General features: G+C 68.4%; 24 protein-coding genes and 1 riboswitch. Of the genes, 23 read left to right on the forward strand and 1 reads right to left on the reverse strand.

Annotated elements, in window-relative coordinates; all coding sequences use genetic code 11:
* Window positions 1-52: 52 nt before the first annotated feature.
* Entirely contained in the window at window positions 53-1,117 is a 1,065-nt protein-coding gene (locus U5A56_RS19280; protein ID WP_321924012.1) for a glycosyltransferase family 4 protein, read from the reverse strand.
* A 665-nt stretch (window positions 1,118-1,782) separates the two neighbouring features.
* On the opposite strand from U5A56_RS19280, the gene flhD reads away from it, so the two are divergent.
* The 23 genes from flhD to ahcY all read left to right on the forward strand — a co-directional run bounded on the left by flhD (window position 1,783) and on the right by ahcY (window position 26,484).
* Window positions 1,783-2,103, forward strand: a complete 321-nt coding sequence (flhD, locus tag U5A56_RS19285) for a flagellar transcriptional regulator FlhD (protein ID WP_014895554.1) — start codon at window positions 1,783-1,785, stop codon at window positions 2,101-2,103.
* 94 nt (window positions 2,104-2,197) lie between these two features.
* The gene (gene flhC / locus U5A56_RS19290) at window positions 2,198-2,752 is read left to right on the forward strand and encodes a flagellar transcriptional regulator FlhC (RefSeq protein ID WP_124520474.1); all 555 of its coding nucleotides are present in this window, start codon (window positions 2,198-2,200) and stop codon (window positions 2,750-2,752) included.
* A gap of 189 nt (window positions 2,753-2,941) precedes the next feature.
* Entirely contained in the window at window positions 2,942-3,802 is an 861-nt protein-coding gene (motA, locus tag U5A56_RS19295) for a flagellar motor stator protein MotA (protein WP_124486860.1), read from the forward strand.
* A gap of 13 nt (window positions 3,803-3,815) precedes the next feature.
* On the forward strand, window positions 3,816-4,835 hold the full coding sequence (gene motB / locus U5A56_RS19300) for a flagellar motor protein MotB (RefSeq protein ID WP_044849176.1): 1,020 nt from the start codon (window positions 3,816-3,818) through the stop codon (window positions 4,833-4,835).
* A 107-nt stretch (window positions 4,836-4,942) separates the two neighbouring features.
* Window positions 4,943-5,320, forward strand: coding sequence for a response regulator (locus U5A56_RS19305; RefSeq protein ID WP_044849175.1), 378 nt, complete (start codon window positions 4,943-4,945; stop codon window positions 5,318-5,320).
* A 33-nt stretch (window positions 5,321-5,353) separates the two neighbouring features.
* Window positions 5,354-7,648: a chemotaxis protein CheA gene (gene cheA, locus U5A56_RS19310; protein ID WP_321924014.1), complete on the forward strand. Its 2,295-nt coding sequence runs from the start codon at window positions 5,354-5,356 to the stop codon at window positions 7,646-7,648.
* A gap of 48 nt (window positions 7,649-7,696) precedes the next feature.
* Entirely contained in the window at window positions 7,697-8,212 is a 516-nt protein-coding gene (cheW, locus tag U5A56_RS19315) for a chemotaxis protein CheW (RefSeq protein WP_031397017.1), read from the forward strand.
* 37 nt (window positions 8,213-8,249) lie between these two features.
* Window positions 8,250-10,205 (forward strand): methyl-accepting chemotaxis protein, encoded by a 1,956-nt coding sequence (locus U5A56_RS19320; RefSeq protein ID WP_321924015.1) that lies wholly within the window; start codon window positions 8,250-8,252, stop codon window positions 10,203-10,205.
* A gap of 3 nt (window positions 10,206-10,208) precedes the next feature.
* Window positions 10,209-11,222, forward strand: coding sequence for a CheR family methyltransferase (locus tag U5A56_RS19325; RefSeq protein WP_321924017.1), 1,014 nt, complete (start codon window positions 10,209-10,211; stop codon window positions 11,220-11,222).
* Window positions 11,219-11,980 (forward strand): chemoreceptor glutamine deamidase CheD, encoded by a 762-nt coding sequence (gene cheD / locus U5A56_RS19330; RefSeq protein WP_321802075.1) that lies wholly within the window; start codon window positions 11,219-11,221, stop codon window positions 11,978-11,980. Before U5A56_RS19325 ends, cheD begins: the two co-directional genes overlap by 4 nt.
* The gene (locus tag U5A56_RS19335) at window positions 11,977-13,071 is read left to right on the forward strand and encodes a protein-glutamate methylesterase/protein-glutamine glutaminase (protein ID WP_044846376.1); all 1,095 of its coding nucleotides are present in this window, start codon (window positions 11,977-11,979) and stop codon (window positions 13,069-13,071) included. Before cheD ends, U5A56_RS19335 begins: the two co-directional genes overlap by 4 nt.
* Before the next feature lie 67 nt (window positions 13,072-13,138).
* Window positions 13,139-13,534: a chemotaxis response regulator CheY gene (cheY, locus tag U5A56_RS19340; RefSeq protein WP_006754880.1), complete on the forward strand. Its 396-nt coding sequence runs from the start codon at window positions 13,139-13,141 to the stop codon at window positions 13,532-13,534.
* A gap of 1 nt (window position 13,535) precedes the next feature.
* The gene (gene cheZ, locus U5A56_RS19345) at window positions 13,536-14,267 is read left to right on the forward strand and encodes a protein phosphatase CheZ (RefSeq protein WP_321802076.1); all 732 of its coding nucleotides are present in this window, start codon (window positions 13,536-13,538) and stop codon (window positions 14,265-14,267) included.
* A 281-nt stretch (window positions 14,268-14,548) separates the two neighbouring features.
* Window positions 14,549-15,052, forward strand: coding sequence for a DUF2844 domain-containing protein (locus U5A56_RS19350; protein WP_124486866.1), 504 nt, complete (start codon window positions 14,549-14,551; stop codon window positions 15,050-15,052).
* A 16-nt stretch (window positions 15,053-15,068) separates the two neighbouring features.
* Window positions 15,069-16,328 carry a DUF3443 domain-containing protein gene (locus U5A56_RS19355; protein WP_124893681.1) on the forward strand — a complete coding sequence of 420 codons (1,260 nt, stop codon included), beginning with the start codon at window positions 15,069-15,071 and terminating at the stop codon, window positions 16,326-16,328.
* 146 nt (window positions 16,329-16,474) lie between these two features.
* Complete coding sequence (locus U5A56_RS19360) at window positions 16,475-16,972, forward strand: VOC family protein (protein ID WP_044846372.1); 498 nt, start codon at window positions 16,475-16,477, stop codon at window positions 16,970-16,972.
* A 362-nt stretch (window positions 16,973-17,334) separates the two neighbouring features.
* Entirely contained in the window at window positions 17,335-17,715 is a 381-nt protein-coding gene (locus U5A56_RS19365; RefSeq protein ID WP_321802078.1) for a DUF805 domain-containing protein, read from the forward strand.
* 477 nt (window positions 17,716-18,192) lie between these two features.
* Window positions 18,193-19,392 carry a flagellar biosynthesis protein FlhB gene (flhB, locus tag U5A56_RS19370; protein ID WP_321924021.1) on the forward strand — a complete coding sequence of 400 codons (1,200 nt, stop codon included), beginning with the start codon at window positions 18,193-18,195 and terminating at the stop codon, window positions 19,390-19,392.
* A complete protein-coding gene (flhA, locus tag U5A56_RS19375) occupies window positions 19,389-21,491 on the forward strand; it encodes a flagellar biosynthesis protein FlhA (protein WP_044846369.1) in 2,103 nt (700 codons plus the stop codon). Before flhB ends, flhA begins: the two co-directional genes overlap by 4 nt.
* Window positions 21,488-23,269: a flagellar biosynthesis protein FlhF gene (flhF, locus tag U5A56_RS19380; protein ID WP_321924023.1), complete on the forward strand. Its 1,782-nt coding sequence runs from the start codon at window positions 21,488-21,490 to the stop codon at window positions 23,267-23,269. The genes flhA and flhF overlap by 4 nt, the downstream gene beginning before the upstream one ends.
* On the forward strand, window positions 23,262-24,080 hold the full coding sequence (locus U5A56_RS19385) for an AAA family ATPase (protein WP_321924025.1): 819 nt from the start codon (window positions 23,262-23,264) through the stop codon (window positions 24,078-24,080). Before flhF ends, U5A56_RS19385 begins: the two co-directional genes overlap by 8 nt.
* A gap of 22 nt (window positions 24,081-24,102) precedes the next feature.
* Window positions 24,103-24,837 carry an RNA polymerase sigma factor FliA gene (locus U5A56_RS19390; protein WP_044846366.1) on the forward strand — a complete coding sequence of 245 codons (735 nt, stop codon included), beginning with the start codon at window positions 24,103-24,105 and terminating at the stop codon, window positions 24,835-24,837.
* 77 nt (window positions 24,838-24,914) lie between these two features.
* Window positions 24,915-25,031, forward strand: a riboswitch (S-adenosyl-L-homocysteine riboswitch).
* Window positions 25,032-25,065: 34 nt separating this feature from the next.
* Window positions 25,066-26,484: an adenosylhomocysteinase gene (gene ahcY, locus U5A56_RS19395; protein WP_044846365.1), complete on the forward strand. Its 1,419-nt coding sequence runs from the start codon at window positions 25,066-25,068 to the stop codon at window positions 26,482-26,484.
* The last annotated feature ends 42 nt before the right edge of the window (window positions 26,485-26,526 follow it).

Genomic DNA, 26,526 nt, shown 5'->3' on the forward strand with positions numbered 1-26,526 from the left:
ACGCGCCGATTTCGGCGCGAATTTCACCGAATATTTCTGACGAATTTCGCCGTCACGCGCTCGCGACGCGACGCAAGGTCGGCCGCTTTGCCGTCGCGCAAAGCGATTCGTAAGTTTCGACATAGCGCCGTGCCATCGCTTTCGAGCTGAAGCGCGTATCGAAGCGCGCGCGGATCGCGTCGCGCGACAGGCTGTCGATCCGGTGCAGTGCACCGACCGCGCCCTGGACGTCCTCGACGATGAAGCCGGTCACGCCGTCCTCGATCACTTCCGGCACCGAGCCGCGGTTGAACGCGACGACCGGCGTGCCGCAGGCCATCGCCTCGATCATCACCAGGCCGAACGGTTCCGGCCAGTCGATCGGGAACAGCAGCGCCCTGGCGCCGGACAGGAACGCTGGCTTCTGCGCCTCGTTGATCTCGCCGATGAATTCGACATGCGCCTCGCCGAGCAGCGGCTCGATCACTTCCTTGAAGTAGTCGGCGTCGGCCTTGTCGACCTTCGCGGCGATCTTCAGCGGCAGCCCGCTTTGCGCGGCGATCCGGATCGCGGTGTCGACCCGCTTTTCCGGGCAGATCCGGCCGAGGAACGCGAGATATTCGGGCTTCACGTCCGGTTGCGGCGTGAGCAGCGTGTCGGGTAGCCCGTGATACACGGTGCCGGCCCACGCGGCTTGCGGCAGCGGCTTGCGCTGGTTGTTCGAGATCGACACGACCGGCGCGTCCGGGAACGCGTCGAACACCGGTTGCAGCTCCGGCAGGTCGAGGCGGCCGTGCAGCGTCGTCACGTACGGCGTGTCGAGGCGCGACATCAGCGGGAACGGCAGGTAGTCGAGGTGGAAGTGCAGCACGTCGAATTCGTGCGCGACACGGGCGACCTGCTCGATCAGGCGCATATGGGGCGCCATCGAGTCTCGGATCGACGGGTCGAGCCGCAGTGCGCGCGGCCATGCCGCCTCGAGACGGGCGGACGTGACGGAGTCGCCGCTCGCGAACAGCGTCACGTCGTGCCCCAGCTCGACGAGCGCCTCGGTGAGGTAGGACACGACACGCTCGGTGCCGCCATAGAGTTTCGGCGGGACAGCTTCGTAAAGCGGCGCGATCTGGGCAATACGCATGGACGTTCTCCGGTGTCGACCAGCGCAAAGCGCTCGAGCGCGCATGCTGGTCCGCTGCAGGGTTGCGGAACTCGCCGACGCACGCTGTCTGCGGTGCGTGGCCGGGTCCGTGGCGGGGTGCGCGGGACGCCGGGCGGCAAGCTGCGGGGCGGGCCGGCGCGGCTCCCGCCGCCGCCCATTTGAGTCCATTATCGATATCGCCTTCAGGGGTTCGAGTGTTTTTTCAAACACTTAAGGCTTGTTACACCATGAAATACGAGAAAACCCCGATAAAAAGGGTGCGAAAACATAAAACGAGATAGCCATCACAATTGTTGCGCTATCATGAAAAACCACTATAATTTTTACCGATTCAACTTCCGGCAGCCTTGCCGGATGGCCTCCAGCCGGATTCGTCCCATGCGGACCGCATCGCCGACGCATTCGCGCCCCATTCGCCCCCGCCGTTCGTTCCCTTTCAATTCGCCTTGTCGGAAAAATTCCTACACGGTTTACAGACAATTCCTGCGTGGCGTGCGCCACTTCGCTGATACCGGCATAAATGCCGTTTGGCCAGAATTCGCCCTGTAAGACTATAAACGTGCCGGCAGCGCGTCAGCAGGCGCCCGATCGAGCAAACGTTTTCACAATGAAAGGCCAAAGCAAAAGCTCTTAACGGGGGAATCATGAGCGCCACCAGCGAAATGCTCAGTGAGATCAAAGAGGTCAACCTGTCGTACCTCCTCCTCGCGCAGCGCCTGCTGCGGGAAGACAAGGCGATGGGCATGTTCCGCATGGGGGTTTCCCAGGAACTGGCCGACGTGCTCGCGAACCTCACGCTCGCCCAGACCGTGAAGCTCGCGGCATCGAACCAGATGTTGTGCCGTTTCCGCTTCGACGATCACGCGCTGCTGTCGTCGCTCGCCGACAAAGGCCGCAGCGATGTCGTCACGCATGCGCATTCCGCGATCCTGATGGCCGGCCAGCCGGTCGAAAGCGTCCGCTGATCTCTCCCCGCCTTGCGTTCGTGCCGGCGCGCCGCGTCGGCGGGCGGCGTATTGGCGATTCATCCGAACAACGTCAAGCGGACGGTTATTCACCATGGCAAGCAAAAGCGTCGTGATCGAGGTGAAGGAAATCACCCTCGCCATCGAACTGATCGAACTGGGCGCCAGGCTGCAACTGCTGGAGGCGGAGACGAGCCTGTCGCGCGACCGCCTGATCAAGCTGTACAAGGAACTGAAGGGCGCGTCGCCGCCGAAGGGGATGCTGCCGTTCTCGACCGACTGGTTCATGACGTGGCAGCCGAACATCCACTCGTCGCTGTTCTACAACATCTACCGGTTCATGCAGGACCACGGCCGCTGCGAGCCGATCCAGTCGATCGTGAAGGCGTACCGGCTCTATCTGGAGCACGTGAACCTGTCCGGCGACGAGGCCGCGCTGAGTCTCACGCGCGCGTGGACGCTGGTGCGCTTCTTCGACTCGGGGATGCTGCAGATGACGCCGTGCACGCGCTGCGGTGGCCATTTCGTCGCGCATGCGCATGATCCGCATCAAGGTTTCGTGTGCGGCCTGTGCCAGCCGCCGTCGCGCGCGGGCAAGACCCGCAAGGCGGCCGCCGCACGCGCCGGGCTGGCCACCGCCGCGGCCTGAACGCCGCCGGGCGGGGCCGGGCGGGAGCCGCACGCCTTCCGCACGCCTGCCGCGCGCCGCGCGAATCGGCCGGGGCCTGCTGGTAAACACCGCCGCGCGGTCGCGGCGCGACCGCCAAAGTTTTCCTGCCGACTGCCGTAAACCTGATTAACGGCGGTCTCCCCGCCGGTCTTTCGTGAGGGACAGGCAGTGCTGATTATCGTGGGAACACTCGTGACACTGTTGTCCGTCTTCGGCGGTTACGCGCTGGCAGGCGGGCATCTGGGCGCATTGGTCCAGCCGCTCGAGATCCTGATGATCGCAGGCGCGGGCGTCGGCGCGTTCATCCTCGGCAACGGCATGAAGACCATCAAGGCGACGCTGCGCGTGCTGCCGACGCTCTTCAAGGGCTCGAAGTACACCAAGGACGTCTACATGGAACTGATGGCGCTCCTGTACGTGCTGCTCGCGAAGGCCCGCAAGGAAGGCACGCTGACGCTCGAGGCCGACATCGACGATCCGGACAAGAGCCCGATCTTCACGCAATACCCGAAGATCCTCGCGGATCGCCACATCGTCGAATTCCTGACCGACTACCTGCGCCTGATGGTGGGCGGCAACATGAACGCGTTCGAGATCGAGAGCCTGATGGACGAGGAAATCGAGACGCACCACGCGGAAGGCGAAGGCCCCGCGCACGCGCTGATGCGCGTCGGCGACGCGATGCCGGCGTTCGGGATCGTCGCGGCGGTGATGGGCGTCGTGCACACGATGGCGTCGGCCGACAAGCCGCCCGCGGTGCTCGGCGCGATGATCGCGCAGGCGCTGGTCGGCACGTTCCTCGGGATCCTGCTGTCGTACGGGCTGATCGGGCCGCTCGCGAGCCTCGCGGAGCAGCGCGTCGCCGAGTCGACCAAGATGTTCCAGTGCATCAAGGTGACGATCCTCGCGAGCCTGAACGGCTATGCGCCGGCGATCGCGGTCGAGTTCGGCCGCAAGGTGCTGTTCTCGACCGAGCGGCCGTCGTTTACCGAGCTCGAAGAGCATGTGCGCCGCGTGAAGGCGAAGTGACGCGGAGCATTCAATGAGCAAGAGCAAGGATCGCGCGATCGTCGTCAAACGGGTGGCCCCGCAGAAGAAGGGCCACCACGGCGGCGCCTGGAAGCTCGCGTATGCGGACTTCATGACCGCGATGATGGCGTTCTTCCTGCTGATGTGGCTGCTGAGTTCGGTCACGCCGGTGCAGCTGAAGGGGATCGCCGAGTACTTCAACACGCCGCTGAAGGCCGCGCTGTTCGGCAGCGGCGATCGCAGCTCGCAGGACTCGAGCATCATCAACGGTGGCGGCCGCGACCTGTCGAGCCTCGATGCCGGCACGCTGCGCCGTACCGACGGCACGACGTCGCTCGCCGATCGCGTCGCGAAGGCCGGCGACGACAGGACGCGCTCGCAGGCGCAGGGCGCACAGGACCGGCTCGAGCAGGCGCGCCTGCACGACCTGCAGATCAAGCTGATGGCGGCGATCGAGGCGAATCCGACGCTGCGCCAGTTCAAGCAGCAGATCCGCATCGATTCGACGCTGATGGGGCTGCGCATCGAGATCGTCGATTCGCAGAAGCGGCCGATGTTCGCGATGTCGAGCGACCACGTCGAGCCGTACATGCGCGACATCCTGCGCGAGATCGGCAAGACGCTGAACGACGTGCCGAACCGGATCATCGTCCAGGGCCACACCGACGCGGTGCCGTACGCGGGCGGCGAGGGCGGCTACAGCAACTGGGAACTGTCGGCCGATCGCGCGAATGCGTCGCGCCGCGAGCTGATCGCGGGCGGCATGGACGAGTCGAAGGTGCTGCGCGTGCTCGGCCTCGCGTCGACGCAGAACCTGAACAAGGCCGATCCGCTCGATCCGGAAAACCGCCGGATCAGCGTGATCGTGCTGAACCGCAAATCCGAAGACGCGCTGATGCGCGACGACACGACGACCACGACGCTGTCGGCCGACGCCGCGGGCTCGAAGCAACTGGCCCAGCAGCTCGACGGCACGGCGCCGGCCGCGCGACCGGTGCTCGCGAGCGCCGTCGCCGTGGTGCCGAAACCCTGACGTTTCCAAGATTTCGAGACGCGTATGAAACAACCTTCACGCTCACTTCGTTCGCTGCCCCCCGAGGGGGCGGTCAGCCACCCTGGAGCGGTCCTGCGGAGCCCGACATGATCCGAACCATTCTCGCCATCGACGACTCCGCGACCATGCGTGCGCTGCTGCAGGCGACGCTTGCGCAGGCCGGCTACGACGTGACGGTGGCGCCGGACGGCGAAGCCGGCTTCGACATGGCGGCCACCGTGCCGTACGACCTGGTGCTGACCGACCAGAACATGCCGCGCAGGAACGGCCTCGAGGTGATCGCCGCGCTGCGCAAGCTGACGGCGTATGCGGACACGCCGATTCTCGTACTGACGACCGAAGGCAGCGATGCGTTCAAGGACGCCGCGCGCGACGCGGGCGCGACCGGCTGGATCGAAAAACCGATCGACCCGGCCGTGCTGATCGACCTGGTCGCGACGCTGTCCGAGCAGACCGCCTCCTGACATGAACGCGACGAATCCAACCGGTGACCGGGCATGACTCTCGACATCACGCAGTTCTACCAGACCTTTTTCGACGAAGCGGACGAGTTGCTCGCGCAGATGGAGCAACTGCTGTTGAACCTCGACGTCGGCTCGCCGGACCCCGAGGACCTGGCCGCGATCTTCCGCGCCGCGCATTCGATCAAGGGCGGCGCGGCGACGTTCGGCTTTTCCGCGCTGACCGAGACGACCCACATCCTCGAGTCGCTGCTCGACCGCGCGCGCAACCATGAGCTGACGCTGACCAAGGAAATGGTCGACGCGTTCCTCGAGACCAAGGACGTGCTGTCCGACCAGCTGGTCGACTATCGCGCGAGCGCGGAACCGGACGCGGCGGCTGCCGCGACGATCTGCGCGAAGCTCGAACGCCTGAAGGCCGAGAGCGGCGCGGGCGCCCCCGCGGACGTCGCACCTGCCGCGCCTGCCGTGGAGACTGCACCGGCACCGGCACCGGCGCCGGCCGCCGCTACCTCCGCCAGCGACCGCGCGCCCGATCACGTGGTCGAACAGGCGGTCGCGGCCGCGCATCCGGCGGCGGCTGCCGGCACGGACGGCCCGCACCTGAAGATCACGCTCGTCGGCGTCGACGCGAAGGACCAGGCGCTGCTCACTGAGGAGCTCGGCAATCTCGGCCGGATCGTCGGCCGCGAGGAAGCGGGCGCCGACCTGACGCTGTGGCTCGAATCGGACGTGCCGTCCGACGACATCGTCGCCGTGTGCTGCTTCGTGATCGACGACAGCCAGATCCGCATCGCGCGCGGCACCGCGCCGGCCGCACCGGCGGCGCCTGCCGCCACGCCGGCCGCCGCCGAACCGGCCGCCGTCGAACCGGTCGCCGCGCCGGAGCCGGCCGCGCGGGTCGAGGTCTTCGCGCAAGCCCCCGGTGCCGCCCCGGCCGCCGCCGCACCGCAAGCGCAGCCGAGCGCCGCCGCGCAACCGGCGCCGCAACAGGCATCGCAACAGGCATCGCAACAGGCATCGCAACAGGCATCGCAACCGCACGCAGAACCCGCCGCGCAGGCTGCCCAGGCTGCCGCGCACCACGACGACAAGCGTCCGCGCCCGGCCGCCGCCGCATCGGGCGCCGAAGGCAGCTCGATCCGCGTCGGCGTCGAGAAGGTCGACCAGCTGATCAACCTGGTCGGCGAGCTCGTGATCACGCAGGCGATGCTCGCGGAAACCGCGAGCGCGTTCGATCCGGCGCTGCACGACCGCCTGTTCAACGGGATGGCGCAGCTCGAGCGCAATGCGCGCGACCTGCAGGAAGCGGTGATGTCGATCCGCATGATGCCGATGGACTACGTGTTCAGCCGCTTCCCGCGGCTCGTGCGCGACCTCGCCGGCAAGCTCGGCAAGCAGGTCGAGCTGGTCACGTTCGGCCAGGCGACCGAGCTCGATAAGAGCCTGATCGAGCGGATCATCGACCCGCTCACGCACCTTGTGCGCAACAGCCTCGACCACGGGATCGAGACGGTCGACAAGCGCGTCGCCGCCGGCAAGGACGGCGTCGGCCAGCTCGTGCTGTCGGCCGCGCATCACGGCGGCAACATCGTGATCGAGGTCAGCGACGACGGCGCGGGCCTGAACCGCGAGCGGATCCTCGCGAAGGCCGCGAAGCAAGGCATGCAGATTTCCGAAAACATCAGCGACGACGAAGTCTGGCAGCTGATCTTCGCGCCGGGCTTCTCGACCGCCGAAACCGTGACCGACGTGTCGGGCCGCGGCGTCGGGATGGACGTCGTGAAGCGCAACATCCAGTCGATGGGCGGCCATGTCGAGATCACGTCGCAGGCCGGTCGCGGCACGACCACGCGGATCGTGCTGCCGCTCACGCTGGCGATCCTCGACGGGATGTCGGTGAAGGTCGGCAGCGAGATCTTCATCCTGCCGCTGAACTTCGTGATGGAGTCGCTGCAGCCGTCGAACGACGACATCTACACGGTCGGCAACGGCGAGCGCGTGGTGCGCGTGCGCGGCGAATACCTGCCGCTCGTCGCGCTGCACGAGGTGTTCTCGGTCGAGGACGCGCGCACCGATCCGACCCAGGGCATCGTCACGATCATGGAAACCGAGGGGCGCCGCTTCGCGATGCTGATCGACGAGCTGGTCGGCCAGCAGCAGGTGGTCGTGAAGAACCTCGAAACCAATTACCGCAAGGTGCACGGCATCTCTGCGGCGACCATTCTCGGCGACGGCAGTGTCGCGCTGATCGTCGACGTCGCGGCGCTGAACCGCGAAACCCGTGCGACGCACGGCGCCCGAGCCGGCGCCGAGCTCGCCATTTTCTGACTCTCGCCATTCAACCGATTGGGGGCAAACGTGTCCGCTGAAGTCCAAATGATCAATCCGGCCGCGGCGAACGCGGCAACCAGCCGCCGCGATGCGGAGCAGGGCGATGCGACGGGCCAGGAATTCCTCGTCTTCACGCTCGGCGACGAGGAGTACGGGATCGACATCCTGAAGGTGCAGGAAATCCGCGGCTACGACAGCGTCACGCGCATCGCGAACGCGCCGGACTTCATCAAGGGCGTGATCAACCTGCGCGGGATCATCGTGCCGATCGTCGACATGCGGATCAAGTTCCATCTCGGCCGCGTCGAGTACGACCACCAGACGGTGGTGATCATCCTGAACGTGTCGAACCGCGTGGTCGGGATGGTGGTCGACGGCGTGTCGGACGTGCTGACGCTGCAGACCGACCAGATCATGCCGGCGCCCGAATTCGGCGCGACGCTGACGACCGAGTACCTGACGGGCCTCGGCACGGTCGACGGCCGGATGCTGATCCTGATGGACATCGAGAAGCTGATGTCGAGCCGGGAAATGGCGCTGATCGAGACGCTCGGCGGGTAAGCGCGCCGCGCGCGCAGCAATTTCGGGAGAATCTGCAATGTTGCATAACTGGTCGATCCGCACGACGCTCACGGCGGTCGGACTCATCCTCGTGGCGCTGGCCGCAGCCGTCGGCGGGCTCGGCCTGTACGCGCTGAATCACGCGAGCCGCTCGCTCGACGAGATTGCGCACGTCGACCTGCCGGCGATCCACACGCTCGACGACACGTCGTCGTACCTGCTGCGCGCGCGCGTGTCGCTCGACCGCTTCCGCTCGCTGACCGAAGCCGGCAACACGGCCGACGCGGGCAAGGTGCTCGACCGCGCGCAGGAGCTGTACGCGAAGTCGAACCAGAACTGGCAGGCGTTCCAGGCCACGCCGAAGCTCGGCATCGAGCAGGCACTCGTCGACGAGCTCTCCGCACGCTACGCGACGATCGTGAAGGAAGGCGTCGAGCCGGAATTCGCGGCGGCGCGCGCGGGCGACATGGCCGCGTATCACGCGGTCGCCGACACGAAGATCAGCCCGATGTTCGTCGCGTACGACCAGGCGGCATCGGTCGTGGTCGCGTCGCTGCAGAAGCGCGCGGAGGAACGCCAGACCACGACGCAGTCGCAGATCTCGCTGATGATCGGCCTGATCGCGGCCGGCATCGCGATCGCGTTCGTCGTCGTGATCGCGATCCGCTTCGTGCTGCGCGGGCTGATCGTGAAGCCGCTCGAGGACGCGGTCGCGCACTTCGAGCGGATCGCCGGCGGCGACCTCACGCAGCCGGTGACCGTGTTCAGCAACAATGAGATCGGCCGCCTGTTCGGCGGCATCAAGCGGATGCAGGACGCCGTGACGGCGATGGTGCAGGCCGTGCATCGCGGCACCGAATCGATCGACGTCGGTGCGCGTGAGATCTCGACCGGCAACACCGACCTGTCGCAGCGCACCGAGGAGCAGGCCGCGTCGCTGCAGGAAACCGCATCGAGCATGGAGCAGCTGACCGGCACCGTGCGGCAGAACGCGGAGAACGCGCGGCAGGCGAGCCAGCTCGCGGTGAACGCGTCCGACATCGCGACGCAGGGCGGCGAGGTGGTCGGCCAGGTCGTATCGACGATGCAGGACATCGCGGCCAGCTCGGGCAAGGTCGTCGACATCATCGGCACGATCGAAGGCATCGCCTTCCAGACCAACATCCTCGCGCTGAACGCGGCGGTCGAAGCCGCGCGCGCGGGCGAGCAGGGCCGCGGCTTCGCGGTGGTTGCGGGCGAAGTGCGCTCGCTCGCGCAGCGCAGCGCGAGCGCCGCGAAGGAAATCAAGCAGCTGATCGGCGATTCGGCCGAGAAGGTCGACAGCGGGTCGGCGCTCGTCGCGCGGGCCGGCTCGACGATGGACGAGATCGTGCAGGCCGTGCGCCGCGTGACCGACATCATGGGCGAGATCAGCGCCGCGTCGGACGAGCAGTCGACCGGCATCGAGCAGGTCAATCGCGCGGTCGGCCAGATGGATTCCGTCACGCAGCAGAACGCGGCGCTCGTCGAGCAGGCCGCGGCCGCCGCCGCGTCGCTCGAGGAGCAGACGCGCCAGATGAAGGCGGTCGTGTCGGCGTGGCGCGTCGCGGGCGGCATCGCGCTCGCGCCGGCGCGCGGCGCCGCACGCCCGGCCGCGCACGCAGCGGCGCCGGCGCTGGCGTCGCCGTCGGAACGCCGCCATGAAACCGCGCCGGCCGCATTGCCGGCACCGCAGACGGCCGCTCAGCCGGCGCGCCGCGCGTCGCCTGCGCCCGCGTCGCATGCATCGGCACCGGCCGCGAGCCACGAAACGAAGCGTGCGCCGGACGCCGCCGCACGCGCGGCGAAGGAAGCGCCGGCCGCGGGCGGCTACGGCCCGCGTCTCGCGAAGGCGGCCGCCGCACCGGCGCACAAGCCGGCCGACAAGCCCGCGCTGGTGCGTCCGGCGCTGAGCAGCGAGAAGCCGGCGCTGGCCGCGGCCGGCACGTCCGATGACGACTGGGAGACCTTCTAAGCCATGCCGTCCGCGCGCGCACCGTTTCGACCCGATGCACCGGATGCCTCGCCCCGCGCGGGCGAGCCGGGGCGCGACTTCGCGTTCACCGGCGCGGATTTCGCACGCATCCGCGCGCTGATTCATCAACGCGCGGGCATCTCGCTGTCCGAGCACAAGCGCGACATGGCGTACAGCCGGCTCGCGCGCCGGCTGCGCGCCCGCGGCCTCGACACGTTCCGCGACTACCTCGACCTGCTCGAGCAGGAGGACGATCCGCTCGAGTGGGAGGCGTTCACCAACGCGCTGACGACGAACCTGACCGCGTTCTTCCGCGAGTCGCACCATTTCCCGATCCTGGCCGACTTCGTGAAGGGGCGCGCGGCGCCCGTGTCGGTGTGGTGCTCGGCGGCGTCGACCGGCGAGGAGCCCTATTCGATCGCGATCACGCTGATCGAGGCGCTCGGCGAATCGGCCGCGCGCGGCGCATCGATCTTCGCGACCGACCTCGACACGCAGGTGCTCGCGAAGGCCGAGGCCGGCATCTATACGTACGACCAGGTCAAGCACCTGAGCCCGGAGCGGCTCAAGCGCTTCTTCCTGAAGGGCACCGGCGCGCAGGCCGGCCGCGTGAAGGTGCGCCCGGAGCTGCGCGCGATGATCCGCTTCGAGCAGCTGAACCTGACCGATGCCGACTACGGGATCGCGAAGCCGTTCGACGCGATCTTCTGCCGCAACGTGATGATCTATTTCGACAAGCCGACGCAGGGGCAGGTGCTGTCGCGCTTCGAGCCGCTCGTGAAACCGGGCGGGCTGCTGTTCGCCGGGCATTCGGAGAATTTCACCTACGTCTCGCAGGCGTTCCGGCTGCGCGGGCAGACGGTGTACGAGCTGACGCGCGCCCCGAAGGAAGTGCCCTTGGGGCACGATGCCGCGCCGGGCCTGCGCCCGCGCGGCGCGGCGCCGGCCGCGGCGGTGCCGCCGCGCGCCCATGCGCGTGCCGCGGGCGTCGCGCCCGCTTACGGAGAACGCGGATGAGCGCGCTGCCGATCGCCACCAATCGTTACTTCGACAACCACTTCGAGCGCCCCGGCGTGAAGCTGCTGCCGAACGAGTTCTACACGACGTCCGAGGACATGGTGCTGATGACCGTGCTCGGCTCGTGCGTCGCCGCGTGCCTGCACGACCCGATCGCGGGCATCGGCGGAATGAATCACTTCATGCTGCCCGACGACGGCGCCGACGCCGGCGCGGCCGCATCGGAGTCGATGCGCTACGGCGCGTATGCGATGGAAGTGCTGATGAACGAACTGATCAAGGCCGGCGGGCGCCGCGAGCGCCTCGAGGCGAAGGTGTTCGGCGGCGCGGCCGTGCTGGCAGGGATGACGACCATCAACATCGGCGACCGCAACGCGGATTTCGTGCGCCGCTATCTCGCGCTCGAGCGCATCCGCATCACCGCGGAGGACTTGCAGGGCGTGCACCCGCGCAAGGTCGCGTTCATGCCGCGCAGCGGGCGCGCGATGGTGAAGAAGCTGCGGCTGCAGGTGCCGGGCGTGACCGAGCGCGAAGCCGCGCTGGCGCGCGAGGCCGACCGCGTGCACGCCGCCCGGACGCGCGCGCACGTCGAGCTGTTCGCGGCGAAGCGCCCGGCCGCGCCGCCGCCGGCGCGCCCGCGCATCGAGCTGTTCGGCGCACGCGGCGGCGCGGGCGCGCAGCCGGCGACCGCGAAGGCCACCAGCCCGAACGCCGGCAGCCCGTACGCGGCCAACCATTCGAGAAAGCAGGAGGCATGACCGCAGTGCAGAAGATCAAAGTGTTGTGCGTCGACGATTCGGCGCTGATCCGCAGCCTGATGACGGAGATCATCAACAGCCAGCCCGACATGACGGTATGCGCGACCGCGCCGGATCCGCTCGTCGCGCGCGAGCTCATCAAGCAGCACAACCCGGACGTCCTGACGCTGGACGTCGAAATGCCGCGCATGGACGGCCTCGACTTCCTCGAGAAGCTGATGCGCCTGCGGCCGATGCCGGTCGTGATGGTGTCGTCGCTGACCGAGCGCGGCTCCGAGATCACGCTGCGCGCGCTCGAACTCGGTGCGGTGGATTTCGTCACGAAGCCGCGCGTCGGGATCCGCGACGGCATGCTCGACTACGCGGAAAAGCTCGCGGACAAGATCCGCGCGGCGTCGCGCGCCCGCGTGCGCCAGGCACCGCAGCCGCAGGCGGCCGCCGCGCGCACCGCGAGCGGCCAGCCGGCCGCGCCGATGATCAACAACCCGCTCGTCAGTACCGAGAAGCTGATCATCATCGGCGCGTCGACGGGCGGCACCGAGGCGATCCGCGAGGTGCTGACGCCGCTGCCGCCGGATGCGCCGGCGGTGCTGATCGCGCAGCACATGCCGCCCGGCTTCACGAAGTCGTTCGCGCAGCGGCTGAACGGCCTGTGCCGGATCGCGGTGAAGGAAGCCGAGCACGGCGAGCGCGTGCTGCCGGGCCATGCGTACATCGCGCCGGGCCATGCGCACCTGCTGCTCGCGCGCAGCGGCGCGAACTACATCGCGCAGCTGTCCGACGAGCCGCCGGTGAACCGCCACCGGCCGTCGGTCGACGTGCTGTTCCGCTCGGCGGCGCAGCACGCGGGCAAGAACGCGATCGGCGTGATCCTCACGGGGATGGGGCGCGACGGCGCGGCCGGCCTGCTGGACATGAAGCGCGCGGGCGCCCACACGTTCGCGCAGGACGAGGCGAGCTGCATCGTGTTCGGGATGCCGCGCGAGGCGATCGCGCTCGGCGGCGCGGACGAGGTCGCGCCGCTTGCCGAGATGAGCCGGCGCGTGATGGCGCGGCTGGCGACGATGGGTGACCGCGTGCAACGCGTCTGAATGAAATGTCACGGGGCGCGTGCGAAGCCGCGGGCCCCGACGGTAACGAATCTGCAAAGGAACGACGATGGACAAGAGCATGAAAATCCTGGTGGTGGACGATTTCCCGACGATGCGCAGGATCGTCCGCAACCTGCTCAAGGAACTGGGCTACACGAACGTCGACGAAGCCGAGGACGGCGCGGCCGGCCTCGCGCGCTTGCGCGGCGGCGGCTTCGACTTCGTGATCTCGGACTGGAACATGCCGAACCTCGACGGCCTCGCGATGCTGAAGGAAATCCGCGCGGACGCGACGCTCACGCATCTGCCGGTGCTGATGGTCACGGCCGAGTCGAAGAAGGAGAACATCATCGCGGCCGCGCAGGCCGGCGCGAGCGGCTACGTCGTGAAACCGTTCACGGCCGCGACGCTCGACGAGAAGCTGAACAAGATCATCGACAAGATGGCCAAGGCCGGGAGCTGACGTGAACGAGCCGATCCATGCGGCGCTCGCCGGCGCTGCGTTCAGCGCCGACGGCCACGCCGAAGGCGCCGATTACGCGAGCGACCGGATCCTCGCGCGCATCGGCCACGTCACGCGCACGCTGCGCGATTCGATGCGCGAGCTCGGGCTCGACAAGCATGTCGAGCGCGCGGCGGAAGCCGTGCCCGATGCACGCGACCGGCTGCGCTACGTCGCGACGATGACCGAGCAGGCGGCCGAGCGCGTGCTGAACGCGATCGAGGTCGCGAAGCCGGTGCAGGCGCGCATCCAGAACGAGGCCGAGGCGCTCGACGCGCGCTGGGCGCAGTGGTACGCGGCGCCGATCGAGCATGCGGACGTGCGCGCGCTGATGGACGACACGCGCACGTTCCTGCGCGCGCTGCCCGAAGCGACGTCCGCGACCAGCGCGCAGCTGCTCGAGATCATGCTCGCGCAGGATTTTCAGGACCTGACCGGGCAGGTGATCAAGAAGATCATGGACATGGTCTATCTGATCGAGCAGCAGCTGCTCACCGTGCTCGTCGAGAACATCGCGCCCGAGCGGCGCGAGCAGTTCGCGGCGACCGCGGCCGCGCTCGCGGCCGAGCAGATCAGCGCGACCGGCAGCCCCGAGTCGCTGCTGAACGGGCCGCAGATCGCACCGGAAGGCAAGTCCGACGTCGTGCAGGACCAGGCGCAGGTCGACGACCTGCTCGCGAGTCTCGGCTTCTGACCGTGCCGCACCGCACGCCACCAGGCCGCTTCCGTTCGCGGAGCGCCCGGTGTGCGCGGCTCTCACCCTGCCTCTCCCGCCGAGCCCCCCGCGCGGGCCGTGCCGCTCGTCATGCTGCGCCGCGTCATGCATCGTTGATTTGACACTCCGACACACTCCGCAGGCATACTACGCATCAGCAGCAACGAAGCGTCATTCTTAAGACTTTGATTTGTTGGCCCGCGGCGCCGTGCCTGATGGCGGCACCGCCGGCAACGAAGCCAGTCCCTTTGGGGGGGAACGTGAAGCTGAAACGCTTGGGCTGGGCCGCCGCGCACGCGACGGCTGCAATGGGTGTGCTGTGGGCCGTCCACGCACAGGCCGAACTGGGCGGCGCACCGATGTCGCCGCCGGCGGACGATCACGCCGCCACGGTGCGCGCGCTGCAGCGCGCGATGCGCTCCGCCGACGGCGCGCAGGCGAGCGCGGCCGCCTACACCGTCCGCGAGATCACGCTCGGATCGGGCACCGTCATCCACGAATACGCGAGCGCGGCCGGCACCGTGTTCGGCCTCGCCTGGCGCGGGCCGAGCATGCCGGATCTCGAGTCGCTGCTCGGCAGCTATTTCCCGCAGTACACCGCCGGCGTCCAGGCGGCGCATGCGGCGCGCGGCTGGCGCGCGCCCGTGTCCGTCGACACGAGCGGCCTCGTGATCCGCACGGGCGGCCACATGGGCGCCTTCGCGGGCCAGGCATGGCTGCCGGCGGCGCTGCCTGCCGGGCTGACCGGCAACGACATCCAGTGACAGCGGGAGAGCGATCTTGAGAATTCCTCGTACCTTCAGGCGCTGGCTCGGGCTGCTGAGCGTCGCGGCCGTGACGGCCATGCTCGTGACCGCCTGCGGCGGCGGCGATGACAACGGCGGCGGCAGCGGCGGCAGCGGCGGCGGCAATGGCTCCAACGTATCGGACGGCAATACCGCGAACACGGCCGTGATTACGGTCGGCACCGGCGTCGCGCACGTGATCAACATCCCGACCGTCAACGTGAAGATCTGCGTGCCGGGCACGACGAACTGCCAGGTGGTCAACAACGTGCTCGTCGACACCGCGTCGTACGGGCTGCGGCTCGTCAGCAGCGCGCTGTCGTCGGGCGTGTTGAACAACCTGCCGCAGACGACGAGCGGCGGCGCGCCGGTCGCCGAGTGCGGCAAGTTCGTGTCGAGCTTCACGTGGGGCTCGGTGCGTACCGTCGACCTGTCGATCGGTACCGAGCAGGCGGGTTCGCTGCCGGTGCAGATCATCGGCGATCTCGGCACGACCAACGTGCCGAGCTCGTGCTCGAACAACGGCGCCAGGACGTCGGCCAACACGGCGAGCGACCTCGGCGCGAACGGCATCCTCGGCATCGGGCCGGCGCCGGTCGATTGCGGCACGAGCTGCGCGACGTCGACGTCGGCGACGTCCAACAACTACTACGCGTGCCCGAACGGCAATGCGAGCTGCGCCGTGGCGCTGGTGCCGGTCGCGCAGCAGGTGGCCAACCCGGTCCATCGCTTCGCGACCGACAACAACGGCGTGATCGTGCAGATGCCGAACATCTCGAGCAGCGGGCAGGGCAGCGCGACGGGCCTGCTGACGTTCGGGATCGGCACGCAGGGCAACAATGCGCTGGGGGCGTCGACGGTGCTGACGTCGACGACGACGGGCGACGTGAGTGCGACGTTCCTCGGCGGCAACGTGACCGCGTTCTTCGATACGGGCTCGAACGCGTACTTCTTCAACGATTCGGCGCAGAAGGCCTGTACGACCAACACGCAGTTCTACTGCCCGTCGTCGACGACCACCTATACGGCGACGCTGACCGGCCAGAACGGGAAGTCGGGCGGCGTGTCGATGCCCGTCGCGAACGCCGATTCGCTGTTCGCGAATGCGTCGACGTTCGCGTTCAACGACATCGCCGGCCCGTTCGGCGCGGCCGGCTGGCTCGATCTCGGCATGCCGCACTTCTACGGCAAGACGATTTACTTCGGGATGGACCGGACCGCGACCGGCGGCGCGCAGCCTTACGTCGCGTTCTGATCGCGCACGGACGGCAGCAGCAGGAAGGGGGCGAGCGATCGCCCCCTTTTTTTTTAGGTTCGTCGCGGATTCCCGGGGAACGCCGCGCCAGCGCCTACGATATAAGACCGGCACCGGTGCCGGCACGACATCGAGGAGACAGCGCCATGAGCCAGCGTATCCAACGCATCACGCCGTTTCTGTGGTTCGACCACGACGCCGAGGCGGCCGCCCGCTTCTACGTGTCGGTGTTCGACGACGCGCGCATCCTGCACGTCGCCCGTTACGGCAAGTCCGGCGCGCAGGCGTCGGGGCAGGCGGAGGGCGCGGTGATGACGGTGTCGTTCGAACTGGACGGGCAGGCGTTTCTCGCGCTGAACGGCGGCCCGGCGTTCCCGCTCACACCGGCCGTGTCGTTCGTCGTCAACTGCCGCGACCAGCAGGAGATCGACCGCTACTGGGCGGCCCTGGCCGAAGGCGGCGACGAGCGCGCGCAGCAGTGCGGCTGGCTGCGCGACCGCTTCGGCGTGTCGTGGCAGGTGGTGCCGGTGCAGATGCCCGAACTGATGGCGGGCGACCCGGCACGCGCCGAACGTGTGATGGCGCAGGTGATGAAGATGAAGAAGCTCGATCTCGGCGCGTTGCAGCAGGCGGCGGCCGGCTAGCGAACGCCGGCCGGGGGACGCGCCGTTTTCGACGTGCGCGCGCGACGTCCGGCGATATTCCCGGCCGGTCGGTCAATCAGCGCAGAACGATCGTTTCGATTATCGAGCGAGATGCGTTTCACGCTGGTGTAATCAAGTCGTGGATTATCTTGCTGCTATTTACGTCAGGTCGTCGCGATTATAAAAATGACGTGACATGCGCGTTGGCGATACGGCACGCCGCCGCTGCGGCCGCTCCAGTAATGCGAAAGACGGCGTGAGAGACGGTCAGCATGCGAAAGGAGATGCGATGCGAAGAAATTCAAACTTATAATGCCCGCGTTGTTTCCGAGGTCGTCGATATAAAACATGAGGGCAATAAGATGAGTTTCAGTGAAGCCGTTCGTGCCGCACTCAATCAATACGCGAAATTCGAGGGCCGCGCGCGCCGCGCGGAATACTGGTATTTCGCGTTGCTCACGAGCGTCGTGTCGATCATTTGCCAGGCGATCACCATGGTGGGGCGCGACACGAGCGCGATCTCGCTGCTGCTGATGATCGTCGCGGCCGTCGTGTCGCTCGCGCTGGTGCTGCCGAGCCTCGCGGTCACCGTCCGCCGCCTGCACGATACGGGCCGCTCGGGCTGGTTCCTGCTGATCGCGCTCATTCCGCTCGTCGGCGGGATTCTGCTGCTCGTGTGGATGTGCTCGCGCGGCACCAACGGCCCGAATCGTTTCGGCTCGGATCCGATTCCGGCGATCTGAGCGCCGCCCGCCCCGACGCGCGACGCGCGACGCCGTCGTGTCGGGGCGGGCCGACGATCGCTTCACGGCTGCCTTGCTTCGGTGCTTGGCAGATCCCACGCTTCACCGTTTCCCCGTTTCCCCGTTTCCCCGCTTCGCCGCTTCCCCGCGTCACACCTTCATCCACATCACCACATCACCACATCGCCACGTCACCACGTCACCACGTCACCACGTCACCACGTCACCGCGCCACCGCGCCACCGCGCCACCGCGCCACCGCGCCGCCGCGCCGCCGCGCCGCCGTGCCCGCGAACGCGGTTTCCATCGTCTCCCCGCGCGCCGCACCCGCCCGCCGGCTGTCCGCCGCCCCCGCTTGCCCGATTCCTCGAAATACCCCCCTTTCCCGGCTTTGCTCGACCGATCGGCGTTTGACGGGCGCATGAATAATCGGTGTCACTGGAGAACGGCATTTCGCCGTACCCGACTGGAGGCCCCGTGGCAGACGAGAGCGATCTCGACAGAACCGAAGCCGCCACTCCGAGGCGCCGCGAGAAGGCGCGCGAGGAGGGGCAGGTCGCGCGTTCGCGCGAGCTGGCTTCGTTCGCGCTGCTCGCGGCCGGGTTCTACGGCGCGTGGCTGCTCGCGGGTCCGTCGGGCGCCCACCTCCAGGCGATGCTGCGCGGTGCGTTCGCGTTCGATCGCGCGACCGCGTTCGACCCGCACCGGATGCTGTCGGCGGCCGGCAGCGCGAGCCTCGAGGGTCTCGCCGCGCTGCTGCCGATCCTCGCGCTCACCGGCCTCGCCGCGCTGCTCGCGCCGATGGCGCTCGGCGGCTGGCTGATCTCGCAGAAGACCTTCGAGCTGAAGTTCGACCGCCTGAACCCGATCTCGGGCCTGGGCCGGATGTTCTCGATCCAGGGGCCGATCCAGCTCGGGATGTCGCTCGCGAAGACGCTCGTCGTCGGCGGGATCGGCGGGATCGCGATCTGGCGCAGCAAGGACGAGCTGCTCGGTCTCGCGACCCAGCCGCTCGGCTCGGCGCTCGCCGATGCGCTGCACCTGGTCGCCGTGTGCTGCGGCACGACGGTCGCCGGGATGCTGGTGGTCGCCGCGCTCGATGTGCCTTACCAACTCTGGCAGTACAACAAGAAGTTGCGCATGACGAAGGAAGAAGTGAAGCGCGAGCATCGCGAGAACGAAGGCGATCCGCACGTGAAGGGCCGCATCCGCCAGCAGCAGCGCGCGATCGCGCGGCGCCGGATGATGGCCGCCGTGCCGAAGGCCGACGTGGTCGTCACGAACCCGACGCACTTCGCCGTCGCGCTGCAGTACACGGACGGCGAGATGCGTGCGCCGAAGGTCGTCGCGAAGGGCGTGAACCTCGTCGCCGCGCGCATCCGCGAACTCGCGGCCGAGCACAACGTGCCGCTGCTCGAGGCGCCGCCGCTCGCGCGTGCGCTGTATCACAACGTCGAACTCGAACGCGAGATTCCCGGCTCGCTGTACTCGGCCGTCGCCGAAGTGCTCGCGTGGGTCTACCAGCTCAAGCGTTTCCGCTCGGAAGGCGGCGCGTTCCCGGCCGCGCCGGTCGATCTCGACGTGCCGGCCGACCTCGACAAGGGGTCGTCGGTCGCCGCCGACGACGAGCGTGAAGAAGCCGAAGACACGCTCGGCAAGCAAGGGAACGCAGCATGAGCACCCCGACCACCGGCCTGTTCGCCAAACGCCCGAACCCGTTCGCGGGCACCAACCTGCGCGCGCTCGCGGGCCCGATCCTCATCTGCATGATCCTGGGGATGATGATCCTGCCGCTGCCGCCGCTGCTGCTGGATCTGCTGTTCACGTTCAACATCGCGCTGTCGGTGATGGTGCTGCTCGTCAGCATGTACACGATGAAGCCGCTCGACTTCGCGGCGTTCCCGAGCGTGCTGCTGTTCTCGACGCTGTTGCGGCTGTCGCTGAACGTCGCGTCGACGCGCGTCGTGCTGCTCGAAGGCCACACCGGCCCCGACGCGGCCGGCCAGGTGATCGAGGCGTTCGGTCACTTCCTCGTCGGCGGCAACTTCGCGGTCGGCATCGTCGTGTTCGTGATCCTGATGATCATCAACTTCATGGTGATCACGAAGGGCGCGGGGCGGATCGCCGAAGTCTCCGCGCGCTTCACGCTCGACGCGATGCCCGGCAAGCAGATGGCGATCGACGCCGACCTGAACGCCGGCCTCATCAACGAGGAGCAGGCCCGCAAGCGCCGCCTCGCCGTGTCGCAGGAAGCCGAGTTCTACGGGTCGATGGACGGCGCGTCGAAGTTCGTGCGCGGCGACGCGATCGCGGGCCTGATCATCATGGCGATCAACGTGATCGGCGGGCTGATCGTCGGGATGGTGCAGCACGACATGAGCTTCGCCGCGGCCGGCACCAACTACACGCTGCTGACGATCGGCGACGGCCTCGTCGCGCAGATCCCGTCGCTCGTGATCTCGACCGCGGCCGGCGTGATCGTGTCGCGCGTCGCGACCGACGAGGACATCGGCACGCAGATCACCGGCCAGCTGTTCACCAACCCGCGCGTGCTCAACATCACCGGCGCGATCATCGTGCTGATGGGGCTGATCCCGGGCATGCCGCACGTCGCGTTCCTCGCGCTCGGCGGCGGCGCGATCTGGCTGGCCCGCACGCAGACGCGTCGCGCGGCGGCCCGCGTGGCGGCCGGCGACGTGACCGAGATCGCACCGCCCGCCGCGCTGCCGGGCGACAGCCACGAGGCGACCTGGGACGACGTGCAGCTGATCGATCCGCTCGGCCTCGAAGTCGGCTACCGGCTGATCCCGCTCGTCGACAAGAACAGCGACGGCGAGCTGCTCAAGCGCATCAAGAGCATCCGCAAGAAATTCGCGCAGGAAATCGGCTTCCTGCCGCCGGTGATCCACATCCGCGACAACCTCGAGCTGCGGCCGAATGCTTACCGGATCGCGCTGAAGGGCGTCGAGATCGGCACGGGCGAAGTGTTCCCGGGCCAGTGGCTCGCGATCAACCCGGGCCAGGTGACGGCCGCGCTGCCGGGCGCCACGACGCAGGATCCGGCGTTCGGGTTGCCGGCCGTGTGGATCGACGTCGCGATGCGCGAGCAGGCGCAGGTGTACGGCTACACGGTCGTCGATGCGAGCACGGTCGTCGCGACCCACCTGAACCATCTGGTCGTGCAGCACGCGGCCGAGCTGCTCGGCCGCCAGGAAGTGCAGTCGCTCGTCGAGCGCACCGGCAAGGATGCGCCGTCGCTCGTCGAGGACCTCGTGCCGAAGACGATCTCGCTGACGACGCTGCAGAAAGTGCTGCAGAACCTGCTCGAGGAAGGCGTGCCGATCCGCGACATGCGCACGATCCTCGAGGCCGTGTCCGAACACGCGGGCCGCGGCGACGCGTACGAGATCACCGCCGCGGTGCGGCTGTCGCTCGGCCGGGCGATCACGCAGCAGTGGTATCCGGGCGCGGGCGAGATGCAGGTGATGGGCCTCGATTCGAATCTCGAGCGCGTGCTGTCGCAGGCGCTCGCCACCGGCGCGAATCCGGGCCTCGAACCCGGCCTCGCGCACAACCTTCTGACCGGCACGCAGCAAGCGATGCTGCGTCAACAGAATCTCGGGCTGCCGCCCGTGCTGCTGGTGCAGCACGCGCTGCGCGCGATGCTCGCGCGTTTCCTGCGCCGCAGCCTGCCGCAACTGAAAGTGCTGTCGTATGCCGAAGTGCCGGACACGCGCACGATCAAAGTCGTTAACGTCATCGGGGGTTCCGCTTGAACATTCGCAAATTCACCGGCGCGACCAGCCGCGACGCGCTTCGCCTCGTGCGCGAGGCACTGGGTGCCGACGCCGTCGTGCTGTCGAACCGCACGCTCGATGACGGCAGTGTCGAAATCGTCGCGCTCGCCGATTCGGATCTCGCCGCGGTCGCGCCGCCGGCCGCGGCCCGGGCGCGCAGCCTTCCGCCGCGCACGCCGGAATCCGTGCCGGCCGCAGCCGTGCCGGGCATCGTGTCGCGCCCGGGTGCCGGGCTCGCGCGCCCGGCCGTCAATCCGTATGCGGCAGGCGAGGGCGGGCTCCCGGACGTGTTTTCCTCGGTGTTCGGCGCGCGCGCCGAAGCGACGGAGCCGGCCGCGGAATCGACCGCCTTCGACGCGGATGCCGACGCGCACGCAACGGCCGCGGCATCGCCTGCGCCGGTTGCGCCCGTTGCGCCGATCACCGCTGCCGGCACGCCGTCGGCAGCGTCCGAACCCGCGCCGTGGCTCGTCGAGCACGCGAAACGCCTGACCCAGCAGCGCGAAGCGCTGATCGCCCGCGCCCCGGCCGCCCCGCAAGCGCCGGCCCGCATGCAGCAGGACGCCGCACCCGCGACGCCGGCCGCTTGGGCGCGCGACATCGTGCGCGACGCCGAGCGCCGGATGCCGCCGGCCGCCGCCGCGACGGCCCGCCAGGGCGAAACGGGCGCCGCGAAGCCGGCCGAACGCACGCGCCTGTCCGCCGAGGCTGCCGCCGCGGTGGCCGACGCGGTGAAGGCGCGCGTCGAGAGCATCGTCAACGACACGGTGATGCACGAGCTCGGCGCGATGCGCGGGATGATGGAAGCGCAGTTCGACAGCCTGATGTGGCACGACCGCCAGCGCCGCAGCCCGGTGCACGGCGCGCTGACCCGGCACCTGTTCTCGGCCGGCTTCTCCGCGCAGCTGGTGCGCATGCTGGTCGACAACCTGCCGTCCGGCGACGGCGCGCAGACCTTCGAGCAGGCCGCCGACTGGGCGCAGTCGGTGCTCGCGGCGAACCTGCCGGTGCTCGAGAGCGAAGACGCGCTGATGGAGCGCGGCGGCGTGTTCGCGCTGATGGGGCCGACCGGCGTCGGCAAGACGACGACCACCGCGAAGCTCGCCGCGCGTTGCGTGATGCGCTTCGGCGCGAGCAAGGTCGCGCTGCTGACCACCGACAGCTACCGGATCGGCGGCCACGAGCAGCTGCGCATCTTCGGCAAGATCCTCGGCGTCCCCGTGCATGCGGTGAAGGATGCGGGCGATCTCGAGCTCGCGCTGTCCGAGCTGCGCAACAAGCACATCGTGCTGATCGACACGATCGGCATGAGCCAGCGCGACCGCGCGCTGTCCGACCAGATCGCGATGCTGCACGGTGCGAACGCGCCGGTGCAGCGCCTGCTGCTGCTCAACGCGACGAGCCACGGCGACACGCTCAACGAGGTCGTCCAGGCCTACCGCAGCGCGGCCGACCATCCGCACGCGGCACATCCCGATCTCGCCGGCTGCATCCTGACCAAGCTCGACGAGGCGACCCACCTCGGCGGCGTGCTCGACACGGTGATCCGCTACAAGCTGCCGGTCCACTACGTGTCGACCGGCCAGAAGGTGCCGGAGAACCTGTACGTCGCGTCGACCAAATTCCTGCTGAAGAGCGCGTTCTGTGTGCCGCGCGACGGCTCGCCCTTCGTGCCGCAAGACGAAGACATGCCGACGCTGCTGTCCGCACTGACCGCACGTTCCACCGCCGAGCTGCACGAGGTGCGATTTGGATAAACGGATCATCGATCAGGCCGAAGGGCTGCGGCGCCTGCTGGCCGGGCGCGCGTCGCGCATCGTCGCGGTGACGGGCGGGCCGGCGGGCGTCGGCTGCACGTCCACCGTCGTGAACCTCGCGGCGGCGCTGACCGCGCTCGGCAAGGACGTGCTCGTCGTCGACGAGCGCGCCGACGTGCAGTCGGCCACGGCGACGCTCGCGGGCGCGTGGCTGCGCGACGGCGAACGCACGCGCGTCGCCGCCGGCTTCGGCCTGTGCGCGGCCGCGCGGCTCGCACGCGACGGCTACGACGATACGGAGCTGAGCGACTTCATCGACGGCCAGGCCGACATCGTGCTGGTCGACGCGCAGCTCGGCGCCGACGGCGGGTTCTCCGCGCTCGCGCGCGAAGCGCACGACGTGCTGATCGTCACGCGGGTCGCCGCGCAGGCGATCACCGAGGCGTACGCGTGCATGAAGCGGCTGCATTTCGCGCACGCGGTCGCGCAGTTCCGCGTGCTGACCAATCACGTCGGCAGCCACGCCGACGCGAGGACCGCATTCGACAACCTCGCGGGCGTCGCGAGCCGCTACCTGACGGTGTCGATCGCCGACGCCGGCTGCGTGAACGCCGATCCGCTCGTCGAGCATGCGCGCGACCTGATGCATACCGCGGTCGACGCGTTTCCGTCGTCGGCCGCCGCGCGCGATTACCGGCAGATTGCCGCCGACCTGCTGTACTGGCCGATGCGCCCGGGCACGGGCGCGGGGCGCGCCGTGCATGCGGGCGGCAAGCCGTCTTACGAGGCGGGTGCGGCGCACGCCGCGTGAGCGCCACCGCAAGGAGAGAGCCATGATGTACAACGCTCAGGGAAAGATGACCCAGGCCGACGTGCTCGCGCAATACGCGCCGCTCGTGCGGCGCCTGGGGCTGCAGCTCGTCGCGAAGATGCCGGCGAGTGTCGACCTCGACGACCTGATCCAGGCCGGCATGATCGGCCTGATGGACGCGGCCGGCCGCTACAAGGAAGACCAGGGCGCGCAGTTCGAGACCTATGCGACCCAGCGCATCCGCGGCGCGATGCTCGACGAGCTGCGCAGCAACGACTGGCTGCCGCGCAGCCTGCGCAAGACGTCGCGCGAGGTCGAGCACGCGGTGCACCAGGTCGAGCAGCAGCTCGGCCGCTCGGCGAGCGAGACCGAGATCGCGCAGCACCTGAAGATGCCGCTCGACGAATACCAGGGGATGCTGCAGGACCTGCACGGCAGCCAGCTCATCTATTACGAGGATTTCGACCGCGCGGCCGACGACGAGCCGTTCCTCGACCGCTATCGCGTCGATCACGCCGATCCGCTGTCGGCGCTGCTCGACGACCACCTGCGCGAGGCGCTCGTCGACGCGATCGACCGGCTGCCCGAGCGCGAGAAGCTGCTGATGTCGCTGTACTACGAGCGCGGGCTGAACCTGCGCGAGATCGGTGCGGTGCTCGAGGTCAGCGAGTCGCGCGTGTGCCAGCTGCACAGCCAGGCCGTCGCGCGCCTGCGCGCGCGGTTGCGCGAACAGGCGTGGGTCGGCGCGGAGAACTGACCCTTTCATTGCGCCCACGCGCGCCGATGCCGCGCGCGGCGCGCATTTCCCGCGCCGATTTGCTACAATCCCTCCCGTTTTCCGAGGAGCGTTGCGACGGACCATCCTGCGTCCGCCAGGCTCGGAAAGCTTCACCAAGCAGCCGTGCGGCGATATTTGCACCGGCCCCGCTTCCTGAACGGCGCTCACGTCACCAATTTCTAGAACTTTTTTAGAAAGGAGGGCGTGATGAACGCCATTATCGATTCCAAGGCTTCCACCGATTACATCGTCGCCGACATGGCGCTTGCAGGCTGGGGCCGCAAGGAACTGAACATCGCCGAGACCGAAATGCCGGGCCTCGTGCAGATCCGCGACGAATACAAGGCGCAGCAGCCGCTGAAGGGCGCGCGCATCGCCGGTTCGCTGCACATGACGATCCAGACCGGCGTGCTGATCGAGACGCTGAAGGCGCTCGGCGCCGATGTCCGCTGGGCGTCGTGCAACATCTTCTCGACGCAGGACCACGCTGCAGCGGCGATCGTCGAAGCCGGCACGCCGGTGTTCGCGTTCAAGGGCGAGTCGCTCGACGAATACTGGGAGTTCTCGCACCGCATCTTCGAATGGCCGAATGGCGAATTCGCGAACATGATCCTGGACGACGGCGGCGACGCAACGCTGCTGCTGATCCTCGGCTCGAAGGCCGAGAAGGACCGTTCGGTGATCGCGAAGCCGACCAACGAGGAAGAAGTCGCGCTGTACAAGTCGATCGCGAAGCACCTCGACGCGGACCCGACCTGGTACTCGACGCGCCTCGCGCACATCAAGGGCGTGACCGAGGAAACCACGACCGGCGTGCACCGCCTGTACCAGATGGAAAAGGACGGCCGCCTGCCGTTCCCGGCGTTCAACGTGAACGACTCGGTCACGAAGTCGAAGTTCGACAACCTGTACGGCTGCCGCGAATCGCTCGTCGACGGCATCAAGCGCGCGACCGACGTGATGATCGCGGGCAAGGTCGCGGTCGTCGCGGGCTACGGCGACGTGGGCAAGGGCTGCGCGCAGTCGCTGCGCGGCCTGGGCGCGACCGTGTGGGTCACCGAAATCGACCCGATCTGCGCGCTGCAGGCGGCGATGGAAGGCTACCGCGTCGTGACGATGGAATACGCGGCCGACAAGGCCGACATCTTCGTGACGGCGACCGGCAACTACCACGTGATCAACCACGATCACATGAAGGCGATGCGCCACAACGCGATCGTCTGCAACATCGGCCACTTCGACTCGGAAATCGACGTCGCGTCGACCCGCCAGTACCAGTGGGAAAACATCAAGCCGCAGGTCGACCACATCATCTTCCCGGACGGCAAGCGCGTGATCCTGCTGGCCGAAGGCCGCCTCGTGAACCTCGGCTGCGCGACCGGCCACCCGTCGTTCGTGATGTCGAACTCGTTCGCGAACCAGACGCTCGCGCAGATCGAGCTGTTCGTGCGCGGCAACGAGTACGAGAACAAGGTGTACGTGCTGCCGAAGCATCTCGACGAAAAGGTCGCGCGCCTGCACCTCGCGCGCATCGGCGCGAACCTGTCCGTGCTGTCGGACGAGCAGGCTGCGTACATCGGCGTGCAGAAGGACGGCCCGTTCAAGCCGAACCACTACCGCTACTGATGCGCCGTCGCCGCCGTGCCGCGGGCGTCCCGCATCGGGCGG

It is taken from the genome of Burkholderia sp. BCC1998 (genome assembly GCF_905339875.1).
Classification (GTDB): Bacteria; Pseudomonadota; Gammaproteobacteria; order Burkholderiales; family Burkholderiaceae; genus Burkholderia.

What these genes read in the sequence shown, in the direction of transcription:
- U5A56_RS19305 (WP_044849175.1), top strand. Translation starts at nt 4,943, where the DNA reads ATGATCCGAACCATTCTCGCCATCGACGACTCCGCGACCATGCGTGCG.
- flhC (WP_124520474.1), top strand. Translation starts at nt 2,198, where the DNA reads ATGGCAAGCAAAAGCGTCGTGATCGAGGTGAAGGAAATCACCCTCGCC.
- flhD (WP_014895554.1), top strand. Translation starts at nt 1,783, where the DNA reads ATGAGCGCCACCAGCGAAATGCTCAGTGAGATCAAAGAGGTCAACCTG.
- U5A56_RS19335 (WP_044846376.1), top strand. Translation starts at nt 11,977, where the DNA reads ATGACCGCAGTGCAGAAGATCAAAGTGTTGTGCGTCGACGATTCGGCG.
- flhA (WP_044846369.1), top strand. Translation starts at nt 19,389, where the DNA reads ATGAGCACCCCGACCACCGGCCTGTTCGCCAAACGCCCGAACCCGTTC.
- U5A56_RS19365 (WP_321802078.1), top strand. Translation starts at nt 17,335, where the DNA reads ATGAGTTTCAGTGAAGCCGTTCGTGCCGCACTCAATCAATACGCGAAA.
- cheA (WP_321924014.1), top strand. Translation starts at nt 5,354, where the DNA reads ATGACTCTCGACATCACGCAGTTCTACCAGACCTTTTTCGACGAAGCG.
- U5A56_RS19280 (WP_321924012.1), bottom strand. Translation starts at nt 1,117, where the DNA reads ATGCGTATTGCCCAGATCGCGCCGCTTTACGAAGCTGTCCCGCCGAAA.
- ahcY (WP_044846365.1), top strand. Translation starts at nt 25,066, where the DNA reads ATGAACGCCATTATCGATTCCAAGGCTTCCACCGATTACATCGTCGCC.
- U5A56_RS19320 (WP_321924015.1), top strand. Translation starts at nt 8,250, where the DNA reads ATGTTGCATAACTGGTCGATCCGCACGACGCTCACGGCGGTCGGACTC.
- U5A56_RS19360 (WP_044846372.1), top strand. Translation starts at nt 16,475, where the DNA reads ATGAGCCAGCGTATCCAACGCATCACGCCGTTTCTGTGGTTCGACCAC.
- cheY (WP_006754880.1), top strand. Translation starts at nt 13,139, where the DNA reads ATGGACAAGAGCATGAAAATCCTGGTGGTGGACGATTTCCCGACGATG.
- cheD (WP_321802075.1), top strand. Translation starts at nt 11,219, where the DNA reads ATGAGCGCGCTGCCGATCGCCACCAATCGTTACTTCGACAACCACTTC.
- U5A56_RS19325 (WP_321924017.1), top strand. Translation starts at nt 10,209, where the DNA reads ATGCCGTCCGCGCGCGCACCGTTTCGACCCGATGCACCGGATGCCTCG.
- cheW (WP_031397017.1), top strand. Translation starts at nt 7,697, where the DNA reads ATGATCAATCCGGCCGCGGCGAACGCGGCAACCAGCCGCCGCGATGCG.
- U5A56_RS19390 (WP_044846366.1), top strand. Translation starts at nt 24,103, where the DNA reads ATGATGTACAACGCTCAGGGAAAGATGACCCAGGCCGACGTGCTCGCG.
- motB (WP_044849176.1), top strand. Translation starts at nt 3,816, where the DNA reads ATGAGCAAGAGCAAGGATCGCGCGATCGTCGTCAAACGGGTGGCCCCG.